The organism is Spiroplasma chrysopicola DF-1 (genome assembly GCF_000400935.1).
Classification (GTDB): domain Bacteria; phylum Bacillota_I; class Bacilli_A; order Mycoplasmatales; family Mycoplasmataceae; genus Spiroplasma; species Spiroplasma chrysopicola.
The window spans coordinates 41954-57242 of the sequence record NC_021280.1 but is presented as its reverse complement, the minus strand read 5'-3'; the positions used below and the strand labels follow the sequence as shown (position 1 = coordinate 57242).

Genomic DNA, 15289 nt, shown 5'->3' with positions numbered 1-15289 from the left:
TTATTTTCCTCCCTTCAAAGTTTTATTATGATACTGTGATTTTTTACGTAATAATTCTTGGCGTAAAATAACATTATCTTCTTTAACTGCATTAATAATTAATGTTACATTAGCATTATATTCTTGCGCATAATTTTTTTGATTAGCACGATTACTATTTTTTAAAACAATAAGTTCTTCTAAATAGTGAATTTGAGCATTTGCAATTTCAGCCATTGCAGTTTCAACAATTTTGCTAATTTGTCTTTTTAACTCTTCATCATGTTGATTTGCTTTGCGTGCTTTTCATAATTTTTTTGATAATTCTTGGCGTTTTACTTTATAATTTTGTTTAAAAGCAACTACTTCAAGTTTTTGTTGTTTTTTTAGCGCCTTAATTTGCTCTTCAATTGTTTTAGTTGCTTTCTTTTCTTCTAAAATAAACTGTTGGTAGTTATCCCCATATTTTTGCTGAATTTCATCAAATAAATGGTAATTTTGTTCTTTTAAATTAATAATTTCATCACTATGACGACTTAATAAATTAGCATAACTCGATTGTAATAATGTTTGTTCAACTAAATAATCTTTTTTATATGCTTTCCTTAGCGCTTTAATTTCTTCACGCATTTTTCCTTTTAGCTCACGCATTTTTTTAGCATGTTTTTGTTTAAAAATACTTACTTCATTCTTTTTCAAATAGTATTGATTTTTAAACTGAACATATTGATCCATTGCTAAACCAATTGAACTAAAAATTGCTTTGTTGTATTGTGTTTTAATACGACGTTTTCCTAAATTAGCCGCAGCTTTATATTTTGTATCAACAAAGAACTTGCGACTAATTTTTAAGGTTGTATTTTGCCCAACTAACGTTGTTAACTTTTCATTCGTTTTTTCACGTAAAGTAACAATTGCTTCCTTATCTTTTGCTTGTTTTAATTCACGTAATTTAAGACGGTATTCTTTATTAATCGCTTTAATTTTTAACTTATTATTTTTAATTTCTTTTTGATAAGTTTGATCTTCTGCTTTAAATTCAGGATTTTTCTGAATATTTAACCAACGACGGAACCATAGGATTGGTTTAAAGTAGATAAAAACGGCTGAAATCGCTGTCATATAAATAATTAAACCAAAGATTAATTGTCCCATTTCTTTTGACATTTGAAACTGTGGTAATTGTGTTGCTTGCATTGCTGCTGTTTTAATAATCGCTCATAGTAAGGCAATTGGAACAATTGACACGGCATTGGTAAAAGCTACCAAGGCAACAGCAATTGCATCAAACCCAATTACTGGTAAAGCATCGGTTGAAAACTGAATTACCGTTGACTCGGTCATATAATAAATCATTCCCAAGATTCCAGCAATTCCTCCCGATATCGCCATTGAAGCAATTGTGTAAGCTTTAATATTTGTTCCCGCATATAATGAGGCTGTTTTTGATTTCCCAACCGCCTTAATTCGGAACCCTAACACGGTGTAATTCATCATAAAGATAACACCAACTAATAAAATAACAGCAATAATCATTGGAATGATTCATGTTTGCTCATTAATTGCTAGATTAAAGTTTGGAGCAGCTGTTGTAATATCAATACTTGAATTATTATTGGCATTTCATAGCCCATTCTTAAGATCCATAAACATTCATTTCATTACGTATCAAACAATTCAATTTAACATAATTGTTGAAACAACTTCATGAATATTAAAGAAGGCTTTTAGTACTCCCGCAATCGCGGCTAATCCGGCTCCAACTAAAATTGAAATCGCAATTGCCCCAACAACACCAGCTCCTTGTGAAATGGCAGGATTTTTTAGTCCTAACACAATTGACATACTTCCTGCTAGTAACATTTGCCCTGGAATTCCGATGTTAAATAATCCGGCTTTAAAGCCAACAGCAACTGCTAGCCCAGCAACGATATAAATTGCTCAATATGTTAGAGTTGTATTTTGTAATAACGGGTGAAAGGCTAGCTTAAAAACATATTGAAAAAATAGGAATGGGTTGCTGCCATTAATCCCAATAATAATAAAACTTAGTAAAAAACCGACTAAAATCGCGCAAAGAGAAGCTTTAACAACATTCATTTTGTTTTTAAATTCATTAGAGCGAAAGAAGATCCTTGTTTTTTGTGTCACTAATCACGTCTTATTTTTAACGATGTTCCCCATGACTTTGTTCTCCTTTCAAATGATATTTTCCGGCCATCATTAAACCAATTTCTTCGCGTTTAATTTTATGGTTTGGAACATTTCCAGTAATATGACCACTATGAATAACCACAATACGGTCAGCTAAACTCATAATTTCTTCTAATTCATATGAGATTAATAATACCGCTTTGCCATTAGCTTTTTCTTCTAAAATTTTTTGGTGGATATATTCAATTGCCCCAACATCTAATCCTCGCGTTGGTTGGACAACAATTAAAATATTATGATCACGTGATAATTCACGGCCAACAATTAATTTTTGTTGGTTTCCCCCTGATAAACTGCGTGCCATCGCAAATCCAGCACTTGTCCCCCGAACATCATATTTATTAATAATGTTTTGGGCATATAGTTGAATTTCTGCTTTGTTTAATAAACCATAATTAGCAAATGGTTTTTCATTAATATTTTGTAAAACTACATTATCAATAACACTAAAATCTAAGACTAACCCATATTTTTGACGATCTTCAGGAATATGTGCCATTCCAATACTATATTTTTGATGAATATTAACTTTTGTTACATCAATATTATTAAAAACAATTTTACCTTTGTTAACTTTTTCTAACCCGGTAATTGCCCGAACTAACTCGCTTTGACCATTTCCTTCAACCCCAGCAATTGCGACAATTTCCCCAGTTTTAACTTCTAAATTAAAATTATCAAGGGCCAAGAGTTTTGTAATTCCCTTTTTCTTAATTGATAAATTTTCAATTCGCAATAATGTTTCATTCCCTGCTGCTTGACCTTTATTTTTAATTTCAACCAATTGGCGACCAACCATTGCCTGGGCAATTTCTTCCTGGCTTTTATCCTTAATATCAAAAGTTTCGATTACTTTTCCCCGGCGAATAACAGTTGCGCGATCAGCAATTTTTTTTACTTCATCCAATTTATGCGAAATAAAAATAATTGTTTTTCCATCGGCTTTTAAATCTAAAATAATTTTTAATAATCCTTCAATTTCTTGGGGTGTTAAAACAGCTGTTGGTTCATCAAAAACTAAAATATCTGCTCCCCGGTATAAAATTTTTAAAATTTCTACCCGTTGTTGCATCCCAACTGAAATGTTGGCAATTTTAGTATTAAAGTCAACTTGCAAATTATATTTCATTGCAATTTGGGCAATTTCCCGAATTTCGCGTTGGCGATCTAAAAAGACTTTTCCTTTGGTCTTTTCATCTCCTAAAACAATATTATCTAGGACTGTAAAGATATCAACCAACTTAAAGTGTTGGTGAACCATCCCAATCCCTAGTTTGTTGGCCTTAATTGGCCCTGAAATATACTCTTGGCTACCGTTAACAAAAATTTCACCTTTCGTTGGTTCATATAAACCAAATAGAATACTCATTAAAGTTGATTTTCCTGCCCCATTTTCACCAATTAAGGCATGTATTTCTCCTTTTTTAATCTTTAACGTTACATCATCATTTGCAATAACCTCACCAAATACTTTTGTAATATTGCGCATTTCAATCGCATATTTATTTATCTTATCCATTAAACCGATTCCTTTCTTAGTTTCAGCTTATAAAGCTTCATTAATTTTTTGCAATATTCAAGCTTTTACTTGGTTTTGGTCATCATATGTTTTTGTTAAAGTTTGGTTAAATAACTCTGAGGCAATTTTATCTGTCCCAGCTGTACCATTATATAATTTTTGTAAGACATCAGCTATTTCATCAAACACAGTTTTACTACTAATATCACTACTATGAATTAAATTAACTAAATTTTTTGGCACTGATTTTGTTGTTTCAATCCCTGTTCAAGTTGGATGATCAGCTGAAGATTGGTCTGTATTAATTCAACATTGTGTTGGATCAACTTGCTCATTGCTTCAAGCCCCACTATTATTATCATATCCACAAACTGGTGAATAAATATTATTTAATGCATCATATGTTGATTCAACAATCTCTTTTAACGCACTGGTAATAATATAGTCTTCCCCATAAATTTTTCCCTGCTCAGTATCAACCCCAACTACTTTGGCGTTTGATTTATTATACTGAATTCGGTCAATTGTATCTTGGGTTTGTGGTCCCGCAACAGGGAAAATTATACTTGCTTTTCGTGATAATAATTCATCAGAAATTGCTTTTCCTTCTCCTGCTTGGAAAGATTGGGAAAATCAAGATTCATTTTTTTCTAACACTTTTTGAACTTTGTTAACTCGTTTTAGTTCAAATGCTTTATTATTTTCTCCCGCCAAGTTTTGCGTTGTTCGTAAATCTAACACTGCTTGTTTTACCATCGCACTTAATTTTCCTAAATTAGGATATTGTGAATTATCTCCTAAAATGATTTCATTAAAGATATCACTCGCCGTTAAGAACCCTCATAGGTAATTTGAGGTTGCCACAGGATTATCCATTCCCCCATAAACCCCAATGTTTAAATTACCAGCGTATTCTTCTTGGTGGGCATTTAAATAAATTGCTGTTCCAATTCCTGCCAAGAACCCTGATGTTTCAGCTTGATAAGTAATTCCAACAATATTTTTAACAAGTGGTCGGTCTGGTTTCATTTGCGCATGAATTCCTTGACCACTACCATCAATGTAAATAATATTATCAACCAGATCAGCTGCTCAACCAATCGTGTTACCATGGACAAAACCTGGTAAAACTAATGTTTTAGCCCCGGCAATTTTAGCAGTAACATAACCAGTCTTATAATCTGATGGTGTATGTCCTGACGGTTCAAAGTAACTTGCTCGTGAATTTACATCTTTTCAGTTTTCTGGTAGCTCCCCGGTTTTTTGTTCAACAACAAATTTGCTAGCCCCTTCTCAAGCGGACTGATTAAAAGATAAATCATTAATGGTTCCCCCATCGGTAATAACTCATACATTACTATTAAAGTCATATTTTTTGGCACAGGCCACAACAGAAAATGTTGATGTGACTAATAATGATGAGGCTGTTAAAATACTAAAAAGTTTTCGCATTGTTTTTACCTCTTTCTGTCGTATTAAAGTAATATAAATTTTAATAAATTTAATCGCCCCTAATGTTTTATTAAATTTTCTTAATTATTCTAATTATCTAATTTTTAAATAATCTTTAATCCAAGTTAAAGTTTCATTTAATTACCAGATTTTCAGATGGTGTAAAATGAAAAACTAACTAAGCCATGTCTTTATTTGACAAATAAAGTTAATGTTGTAAAACATCAACCACTAGAGTCCCTTTACATTGGTTGGACGTAGAAACACTAGACCATATTTCTAGTTTATAATGGTTAATTACTATTTAATTTTACAATTTTAATATAACAAATTATGACAAGAAAACCAAGATGCTAGCATTAACTTTTCGGTTTATTTTTTTCCTTTCCCCGAATTTCTAGCATTTTGGTAATAAAAAAATGAGAATTTTTTTTCTCATTTTTCGATTTATAAAAGGTTTTATTTTTTACATAATGGGCAATTTTCAACAAAAGCAACATCTTTTCTTGTATATTTTGCAATATTATGTAAATTAATATGTTCGTATGTAATTCCATTTGTATTAATTACAATATTTCCTAAATCATCAATTAAATAGTTTTTTGCGCGTGTTTGGTAGGCGCTAGGGGATACTTCTTGCGTAGCATAAGTATTTGAATATCCAGCTTTACTATATAGACTATAACGCCCTGGATTAATCCCAATATTTTTACCTTCTAATAATGAAGTTAGCCCATTAGCATATTGAGCTTCAGTTGCTCTAATTGCCGCTGTATTTATTTCTATTTCATTAATTTTGGCATTAACTTGTCCTGTTTCCGCTTCTAAAACTTCAACTTTTTGATTTAATTCTTGTAAATTTTCTTGTAAATTATTTAATACTTTCGATTGTTCTTGTTGTGTCGCAATTGAACTATTAATTAATTCGGTTAATTTGTGATATGATGTGCTATCATTACCATTTGTTTGTGTTGTGAATGAATTATCAACTTTTTCATCAAAACTTTCTGAAAAAATAGTATCATTATTTATTTTTTCATCAAATTCATCTAAACTATATGATTCTTCAAAATTGCTAACTTCTTCTTTTGGTGTTTCTGTTACTAATGATGATTTAACTGGTTTTGAAACAATAATATCATCTAATAATTCCGGTGTAGCACCTTGTTTATCCATAACAATATCACTAGCAACAAAAGTATCTTCTGAGGTTACTGGTGAAGAAACTAGTTTTTCTTCTACCTTAGCATCAAAAGTAATAATATCTTCTAATAATTCTGGTTCGTTTTCAACTGCTTTATCAACAACTGGTGTTGTTTCAGACAAATCAAAGTTTGCAAACCCTGTAGTATAATGCTTGGCATTTCCCTCTTCATTATCTGAATTCAGTGTTGGTGAAACTTCTTCTTCTAATAATTTATCAAAAAAATTGCTAAATTCTTCATCATTTTCTTCCACTGGCTGGTCCGTTGGAATTTCACTACCTTGTGTCCCTGATTCATCGGTAATTAAACCTTCTAGGAAATCAGCTGTTGATTGACTGTTATCTCCGATTACTTCTTGCACTTCCATTAATGGTAAAAGAACTTCATTGTTTAATTTAAATTTATTAGCTAACTTATTTGCTTTTTGTGCAAGTCTATTATAATAATTAATATTTTTAACAACTACTTTATTTGGTTCATTTTTTTCATTAATTTGTTTTTCAATTAATTCGTTAATTAATAAGGCTTCTTGATAGATTTTATCATGCTTACGATTTGTAACTGGTTCATCATCAATAGCAGTATCCAAGAAACTAATTTCTGTTTCTTTTTCCTCAGTTGGTACAACTTCAGCTGTTGCTGGTTTAAATGCAGATTCTGGTGTTAAAACTGTTGGTTGCTCTTTATCATAATCATATGAGTTTGGTGAAAAACTAACTTTTTCCGTTTCTTTTCCTGTTGATTGCGTAATATCTTCTTTTTTGTTTACTTTATTAAGATCATCAATTAAGTTGGTAATTTCAACCGTCTTAACATCATCTTTGATTGTAAACATTTCTGTAATTGTTTCTTGCTGTATTTTTTTTTCTTGTTCGGTTTTATCAACCGCGGCGGCGTAATCATTTGCGTCTAAATTTAATACGCGTTTTTTTTTCTTTGCGGTAACTTTTGGGTGACCCAAAGTTGCACTTCCAAGCTGCTTTCCCTCTTGCTCAATCTCTCTTTCAACTTTTTTATCTTCACGATAAATAATAATCATGTTTCTTTCATCAGCATAATTTTTTAAAGCATCTAGATCAAATAGAACTGCTTCAATAAATAATAGCCCAATAAAAGCAAATCCGGCTAAAACTAATGCTGAAACTTTTCCAAAAACAAGTGAAGCAATAATTAATACAACCAGTAAAATTTTAATATATGGTTTTGATAATTTGTTTCCTCGTTTAATTCGGAAAATTTCATATGAAGATAATGCGATTGTTGCAACAGCAACTAATAATAATAACGCACTAACAGCATATGTTCATGTTGTTCCCGTAATTGTTTCTAAAATTTTGTCTTGTTTAAAAATTGATGTTTGAAAGATATCATTAATTTTATTCATAATTGTTGGAAGTGCAACTGCGTTAACTACTAATAAATTTAGCACAGCTGCAAAGATTTGGATCAATGATCCGATAATAATTAACACCCACCCGAATGTAACTAAAAATGTAAACATTGTTCTTCTCCTATCTTGGTACTTTATTACGCATTGCTCAGTAATCATATTTCGGTGGATTAGTTTTTTCCACCGGTTCATTTAATTCTGTGGTTGATAAAAAGCTATCTTCAAGATTCGCTCCTTCTGCATCGTAATTTTCCTCGGTATTTTCTTCATGTAGAAGATATTTTTTTGCATAAATTGATAACTCACTATGTTGTAAATTATCTGTTAAATTTGTTCCATAAACATCTTGCCCATATTGGTCTAATACATTCTCATTGACACCAATAATAAATTTAAAAATTGGTAAACCTTGAAAAATTGCTTCAATTAAATTTAACGTATTTTTAAATTTCTTATAGTCATTAATTTTGTTAAAGACGATTACAAATTTTTCTTTTAAATCATATGCTCGAATAATTTCTTCAAATTCCTTGCGAATATATTCAATCGGGTCATCAAATTCTAATTCATTAATAATTACTTCTGAATTAGCATCTACTTTCTTATTCGCAATTTCATCACTTTTTAAAAGTCTTGCAAATAATTTGATCCGATCTCATAATACTTTTTTATCTTCAAAACTGATTTTTGGTAACCCTTTAACAATTTTTTTCAAAAGAAATAAAAATGGATCAAGGTATAAATCATTTTTTGCCACGTTAATATTAACAACTGGCATTAAAAAAAGTGATTCTGATATTTCCGAAATTAAATTACCATCATGGTGATATAATGCTAAATAAAATTGAATATCATTTGTATTACTTTTTAATGTCTTTGAAATATCTTTAATAATTTCATAATCAGTCATTTGAAATTCGCGACTTGTAGCTCTCATAGTTGCTGGCTTGAGTTCATTATGAGCAGCTTTATTATTGGAATGTAATTGATTTAATACTCCCATTTGCCCCTTATTTAAATTACCCGCGAGCATATCATAATCTAGTTCTTTTTTACTATTGCTAAGTGTCGATTCATTTTTAACTTCTGTTTTCAGACCTTTCATTCTTTCAAATGGATTTATATACATACTTAGCCCTCCTATATTTAACCACGTATTAATTATAACATATTTTTAAAAAAAATCGCTAAAAAAATTGCATTTTAAAATGCAATTTGATATTATATTATGCCTTTATTTTATATCTGATTCCTCATCTTGCGCCTTTAATTTTGCAATTTCAGCCTCTAATTTCTTAATCTTTTCAGCCTTACTTGTCGGTTTTTCGTTATCACTCGGATTTGGAGACGTTGGTTTTTTACGATAATCGCTAACTAATTTTTTTGCTCCACTTTTAATTGCTTCTTTATTGCTACCTAAAAAAACAATTAAAAAATAGACCCCAACTCATAGTCCTAAAAATAAGACACTAAAGGCAAAGGCAATAATAAATTTTTTTTGATCAATGACAATTAAGACACTAAAAATTATTGTTAAAACTGTTAATAGTATAATTGCTGTTAAATTAATAATTTTAGTTCATTTTATTTGTTTCTTTTTTACTTCCATAATTTCCTCCTACCGAATAAACTGTTGGGTTGCTAAATCAAAAATCTTTGATGGTGGATTATCAAGCTGTCCATCATAGACAATTCCATCAACATTAAATTGTTGTAATTCTGTTAAATTAATTGCTGGGTGTTCCCCTGTTTTATTCACACTTGTTGCATAAATTGGACCAACTTTTTTAATTACTCGTTGTAATCATTTTGCTTTTGTTATTCGAACAGCTAAGCGGCCATTATTTGATAAATTTTTAACTTTACTTTCTCCTATTATAGTAACTGATGTTTTATCCCTTAAAATCTTTATTGCTGTTTTTGTGATTTTGACTAATTTTTTAGCCATCCTCAAGGAGCTAACAATAATTGCTAATTCCATTGTTACCGGACGGTGTTTTAACTGATAGATTCGTTCTTTTCCAGTGCGATTATCAATCGTACAAGCTAAACCATATATTGTATCAGTTGGAATAATTAAAACTTTGCCTGTCTTAAATAAGGCAATAATTTCTTTTTGATTATTAATTTGATATTGTTCCATTGCCTTTTCCTCCCGTTATTTTTTTATCGGAGCAATAATTTTCCCTTGCTTAATTTTTAAAATGTGTGAAATCCCAATTGCTAATAAGGCAAAAATAAAGGAAAATGATAAAATTGCACTAGCGACTAATTCATTACCATGTAATCAAAAATAATCAATTTTTGTTGTCCCAAACAGTGGTTTGGTTACAGTTCTTTTAAACTCATCACTTTGTGAATTTCAGAAATCAATCACAGAATTTAATTCATTTTGTGAGACTAAAAAAGCTGTTAACGATATTCCCCCAATAACTAAAAATCCAATATATAAATTAATAAAACCTATTTTTGAAATATTTGGTTTATTAATCATAATAAAGGCAAACCCCAATAATAAAGTTGTAATTAAGGCAATCACAATAATTGGTAAGACAAAAATCAAATCTGAATTCCCTGGATTTTTACTCATAATATCATAGTAATCAACATTTGGTTGTTCAAGTGATGAACTTGTTCCTGGAATAATGGCATTACGTGTTAAAAATGGATATAAAAACGAAAATAAAATAAATTGATGAGCAGCAGTAAATGATAAATTAATTTTAAATGTATAAATTACTTGCGGAGTAAAGACCATTGCCGAACAAATAATAATCCATAACGAAATATTAAATTCATTTGGAATTAAAAATAAACTTAAAATTTTTCGAGCAGCCCCTTGATTAAAAGTATCTTTTAAGACAACAAGTTCTTCATTTTTTGCTAAATTAATATTGGTATTAAAAAGACGTTCAAGACGGAAGCCTAATTTCAAAATAATATATAAAATAATCACGGTTTGAATCCCTGTAACTCATCAAATTGTATTAACTCCCATTCAACGTAATGGATAAACATTATTTGTTCCTGGTCCTGTCGCTAAATTAGATAATTTTTGAATTAAGGCTTCACGGCCTGGTAAATCAACAGGAATCATATCTTCAATATTTTTAATAAACTCTGGCCCGTCATAACCTCCCCGTAACGAACGACATCATTCATCAACTTTATCATAAGCATATTCTGACATTGAAAACATAAATGATGCAACAAATAAAAAAGCAATAATTGATAGTGTTCCAACTAAAATCATTTTATTATTACTCCAATTATTTTTTACATCATAAGCAGCCAAATAAAAACCTGATAATAAAAAACTAGCGCATGTAATTGCTAAGGCAAGATATGAAAAAGAAAAGATTTCTAAACGCCCAGGTAATTTTGCTGTTGTAAAAATATTTAAAATTTCACTAGGTGTTTCTTCAATAAAATCAAAATAATTTTTTAAAACAGAATTAGTATGTGAAACATACATAAAAATAAAGTATGGAATCATAACAGCAATAACAAGCAAATAAGCTTTTACAATTAATTTTCATTTTTTAGCATTTCTTACTTTACTATCCATCACTTTACCCCCTTCTGTTAGTTTAATCTATTTTACTACAAAAGATAAATAAATAACATTCGTCACTTTTTATTGACATCTTTTGTAAATTTATATTTTTTCTTTGGAAAATAATGGCGAGCAAGTTTTTCTAATTGGCGTTTTTGATCATAACCATGTTCAAAACATAAAATACCATCTTCTTTCATAACTTTTTCCCAATTCTTAAAAATCTCATGGTAGAAAAATAACCCATCTTCGCCACCAAATAAAGCAACATGGGGTTCATAATCTTTAACCCTAGCACTAATTTTTTGTTGTTTCGGAATATATGGGGGGTTGCAAACAAGAATATCAGCTTTTATCTTTTGCTTAATAAATGGTTCAAGCATATTACCTTGCAAAAGTTCAACATTTTGACAATCTAATTGCGTAAGGTTCTTCTCCGTTACTTTCAAAGCTGGTTCAGAAATATCACTTGCATAAATTTTTAAATCCGGATTTTCTAATCCAATACTAATTGCAATTGCCCCACTGCCTGTTCCAATGTCTATTAAAGTTAGTGGTCCTGGTTTTTTTGTTTTGCGATCATCAATAATAACATTAATATAGTCAACAAGTTCTTCTGTTTCATAACGGGGAATTAAAACATTACTATCAACATAAAATTCATTACCATAAAAATATTGGCGGTTAGTAATTTGTTGGAGTGGTTTACCATTTTTATACTCCCTAATTAATTCTCAATATTGTTCTAAATTAAAATTAACTTCATCTTCTTGCATTGCATACAATTGTGCTAATGATGTTTGTAGCGAAAAAGCAACCAAGGCTTTAATATCACTAATAAAATTAGGAATCGCTACTTCACTTAACTCTGCTTCAGTTTTTTTAATCAATTCACGAATTGTCATTAGTTACCTTCCATTTTAAGTCTTTGTTCTTCATTTATTAAGGCCGTAATAATTTCATCAATATTACCTTCCATCACTTGGTCTAATTTTTGGAGTGTTAAATTTATCCGGTGATCAGTAACACGGTTTTGAGGATAATTATAAGTACGGACTTTTTCACTACGATCACCTGTTCCAACAGCATCTTTTCGTAAAGTTCCTCGTTCTTCATTAATTTTGCGTTGTTGTTCTTCATATAACTTACTACGTAAATGTTGCATTGCTAATGCCTTATTATCATGCTGACTACGACCATCTTGTGATGTTACAACAATCCCTGATGGTAAGTGTGTAATTCGAACAGCTGAATCTGTCGTATTAATATGTTGCCCGCCAGCTCCTGAAGCACGATAAGTATCAATTTTTAAATCAACTGTTCTAATTTCAAAATCAACTTCTTCAATTTCCGGTAAAACTGCTACTGTCGCTGTTGAAGTATGAACGCGACCTTTACTTTCTGTTTTCGGAATTCGTTGAACACGATGGGCCCCTGATTCAAATTTCATTTTTGAATAAACCCTTTCTCCTTTTAACATAAAGGAAATTGAACTAAAACCTCCAGCTTCTGATTCACTTTCATCAATCACTTTTACTTTTCAATTTTGTTGTTCGGCATATTTTAAATACATTCGATATAAATCTCCAGCAAAAATATTACCTTCATCACCACCAGCAGCACCACGAATTTCAATAATAACATTTTTTTCATCATTTGGATCTTTTGGTAATAACATCACCTTAATTTCCTCCTCAATGTTACTTTTGCGACTTTCCGATTGTTTAAGATCTTCTTTTGCTAAATCAATCATTTCTTCGTCTTTTTCTGTTCCCAGAACTTCTTTGGCATCACTAATATTTTGTAAAATGGCTTTATACTGTAAATATTTCGCAACAATGTCTTCTAACTGCGATTGTTCTTTCGCTAAACCTGCTAATTTTTTTGCATCCCCAATTACTGATGGATTTACTAATTCTTGTTCAATATGTTCCAAGCGCTTTAACATCGCCTCTAACCGTTCAATTGTTTTTTGATTCATTTTTCCTACTCCTAGAATTTTCTCATTCCTATCAATTATAATATATATTTAGCCGTTAGGGAATTAATTTAACAAAAAAACCACCAATGAAAGGTGATTTTATTTTATGGTAATTAATGCCATGATTTTTGGCAACTTATTTAACTGATCAACTAATGTTAAACGTAACTCATAACTTTCAAATGTTTTACGAACAGGATGTTTTGCGATAATTCGCTGTGAAACTTTAAAAACATTTTTATTAACAACAACTAAATAACCTTCTTCCACTTTTACTTCTTCAAATATTATTAGTTTTGAATTGATAGGCAAGTTTTCAACAAAATGCCCTTTCAACTTAACAACTTCTTTTGCAGTTGGTTTTGCTAATATAAATACTTCAGCATTTAATCCTAATTTTGTCGCCATTTTTTCTTTCTCCTTATTTAATTTAATATGTCACTTCATGACAATGACGGCATCGTGCCTCATATTTATCTTTTTCCCCAATTAAAACAATTGGATCATAATAATTTGCTGGTTGTCCATTAATTAACCGTTGTGTCCGATTGGCTAAGTTTCCACATTGAACACAAATTGCATGTAATTTTTTCACTTCTTCAGCCCGGCTCATTAATCTTTCAACATTTAGAAATGGTTCACCACGAAAATCTTTATCCAAACCATTAACAATGACAATAATACCGCGATTAGCTAACGAATCAATTGTTTCAACAATATCTTGGTCAAAGAATTGGACCTCATCAATTCCAACAACTAAAGTATCTGGATCAATTTTTGTTAATAACTGTGCCGAATCTAAAACTGGTATTGCATCAATTGCTTTTTCACTATGACTAACAACTTTTTGTTCAGCATAGCGATTATCAATACTTGGTTTAAAAATCTGAATCTTATATTTTGCATAACTCAAACGGACAACTCTTCGAATAAATTCTTCCGTTTTCCCGGCAAACATACAACCAGTAATAACTTCAATTCACCCTAATTTTGCCTTACTATTTAAAAAATACATTCTCTCTCTCCCCCTGTGATTAAATAATTTTATTATCACGAATAACTTCTTCTAAATCTTTGATCACTTTCTTAACATCATCTCATTGATAAATTTTAGCTCCCGCGGCTAATTGATGACCCCCACCATGGTGTTTTTCGGCAACCTCGTTAATAATATACTTACTACTACGAATACTAACATTAATATAATTCTCGGCTTTATTTTCAACAAATATGACCCAAATTTTAAATTCTTTAATACTACTCATTAAATTAACTCACGATTTAACTTGTTCATATTCCATTTTATGTTCAACTAGCATATCATGATTAACTTTAATATAGGCAATCCCTAATGAAGCATATTCAATTTTTGCAAACAAATAATTTTTTAATTTTGCATCATGTCATGTTTCATTATATAAGTTTTGATAAATCGCCTGAGCATCAACCCCTTTTGCTAGTAACTGTGATGCTAACATTAATGTTTGTGATGAGGTTTTTTTGTACATATAACGATTTGAATCGGTAATAATTCCGGTTAATAATAATTTTGCTGTTTGTGGTGATATTGTTAAATTTGATTCGAATAATAATTCTGCCACCATTTCCGAAGCGGAAACTCGTTCGTCTTCCACTCATTGAATATCACCAAATGAAGTTTTATTTGGGTGATGGTCAATTTTAATAACTGTTTTCCCTAACTTTCAATATGGGCTATCAATGCGTTCTTCATTTGCCGTATCAGTAATAATAATTAAAGCTCCTTCATAATCTTGATTGTGAACAATATCAGGAGTTGCTAAAAAGTTTAAGTATGGGTTTGGTTGGCCATCAACAAGGACTTTTTTCGTTGGATAATTATCCTTAATAAACTGAGCTAAACCAAAGGCTGACCCATATGCATCGCCATCTGGGGAAACATGTCGTAAACAAATAATTTTATTATGGTTCTTAATTTTTTCTAAAATTAAAGCTTTTGTTTTTTCCATTTTGC

13 protein-coding genes and 1 riboswitch are annotated in these 15289 nt (G+C 30.5%); all 13 genes read right to left on the bottom strand.

The genetic code is table 4. The annotated features are described in order from the left end of the window. The gene (locus SCHRY_RS00225) at positions 1-2163 is read right to left on the bottom strand and encodes an ABC transporter permease subunit (RefSeq protein ID WP_016338458.1); all 2163 of its coding nucleotides are present in this window, start codon (positions 2161-2163) and stop codon (positions 1-3) included. Continuing rightward, positions 2147-3712 carry an ABC transporter ATP-binding protein gene (locus tag SCHRY_RS00220; protein WP_016338457.1) on the bottom strand — a complete coding sequence of 522 codons (1566 nt, stop codon included), beginning with the start codon at positions 3710-3712 and terminating at the stop codon, positions 2147-2149. The genes SCHRY_RS00225 and SCHRY_RS00220 overlap by 17 nt, the downstream gene beginning before the upstream one ends. A gap of 27 nt (positions 3713-3739) precedes the next feature. Further along, on the bottom strand, positions 3740-5164 hold the full coding sequence (locus SCHRY_RS00215; protein ID WP_016338456.1) for a BMP family ABC transporter substrate-binding protein: 1425 nt from the start codon (positions 5162-5164) through the stop codon (positions 3740-3742). A 212-nt stretch (positions 5165-5376) separates the two neighbouring features. Then, a riboswitch (purine riboswitch) is annotated at positions 5377-5476 on the bottom strand. Positions 5477-5623: 147 nt separating this feature from the next. Continuing rightward, positions 5624-7870 (bottom strand): hypothetical protein, encoded by a 2247-nt coding sequence (locus SCHRY_RS00210; protein ID WP_016338455.1) that lies wholly within the window; start codon positions 7868-7870, stop codon positions 5624-5626. A 10-nt stretch (positions 7871-7880) separates the two neighbouring features. Then, positions 7881-8888: a hypothetical protein gene (locus tag SCHRY_RS00205; RefSeq protein ID WP_016338454.1), complete on the bottom strand. Its 1008-nt coding sequence runs from the start codon at positions 8886-8888 to the stop codon at positions 7881-7883. 105 nt (positions 8889-8993) lie between these two features. Continuing rightward, positions 8994-9368 (bottom strand): hypothetical protein, encoded by a 375-nt coding sequence (locus SCHRY_RS00200; RefSeq protein WP_016338453.1) that lies wholly within the window; start codon positions 9366-9368, stop codon positions 8994-8996. A gap of 9 nt (positions 9369-9377) precedes the next feature. Then, complete coding sequence (locus SCHRY_RS00195) at positions 9378-9902, bottom strand: L-threonylcarbamoyladenylate synthase (protein ID WP_016338452.1); 525 nt, start codon at positions 9900-9902, stop codon at positions 9378-9380. Positions 9903-9917: 15 nt separating this feature from the next. Next, complete coding sequence (locus tag SCHRY_RS00190) at positions 9918-11327, bottom strand: hypothetical protein (protein ID WP_016338451.1); 1410 nt, start codon at positions 11325-11327, stop codon at positions 9918-9920. 35 nt (positions 11328-11362) lie between these two features. Then, positions 11363-12220, bottom strand: a complete 858-nt coding sequence (gene prmC, locus SCHRY_RS00185) for a peptide chain release factor N(5)-glutamine methyltransferase (protein ID WP_016338450.1) — start codon at positions 12218-12220, stop codon at positions 11363-11365. Beyond that, positions 12220-13296 carry a peptide chain release factor 1 gene (prfA, locus tag SCHRY_RS00180; protein ID WP_016338449.1) on the bottom strand — a complete coding sequence of 359 codons (1077 nt, stop codon included), beginning with the start codon at positions 13294-13296 and terminating at the stop codon, positions 12220-12222. Before prfA ends, prmC begins: the two co-directional genes overlap by 1 nt. Before the next feature lie 99 nt (positions 13297-13395). Next, positions 13396-13704 carry a hypothetical protein gene (locus tag SCHRY_RS00175; protein ID WP_016338448.1) on the bottom strand — a complete coding sequence of 103 codons (309 nt, stop codon included), beginning with the start codon at positions 13702-13704 and terminating at the stop codon, positions 13396-13398. A gap of 22 nt (positions 13705-13726) precedes the next feature. Next, entirely contained in the window at positions 13727-14311 is a 585-nt protein-coding gene (locus SCHRY_RS00170) for a thymidine kinase (RefSeq protein ID WP_016338447.1), read from the bottom strand. Between the two features lie 19 nt (positions 14312-14330). Continuing rightward, positions 14331-15284 (bottom strand): DHH family phosphoesterase, encoded by a 954-nt coding sequence (locus tag SCHRY_RS00165; RefSeq protein WP_016338446.1) that lies wholly within the window; start codon positions 15282-15284, stop codon positions 14331-14333. Positions 15285-15289 lie beyond the last annotated feature (5 nt).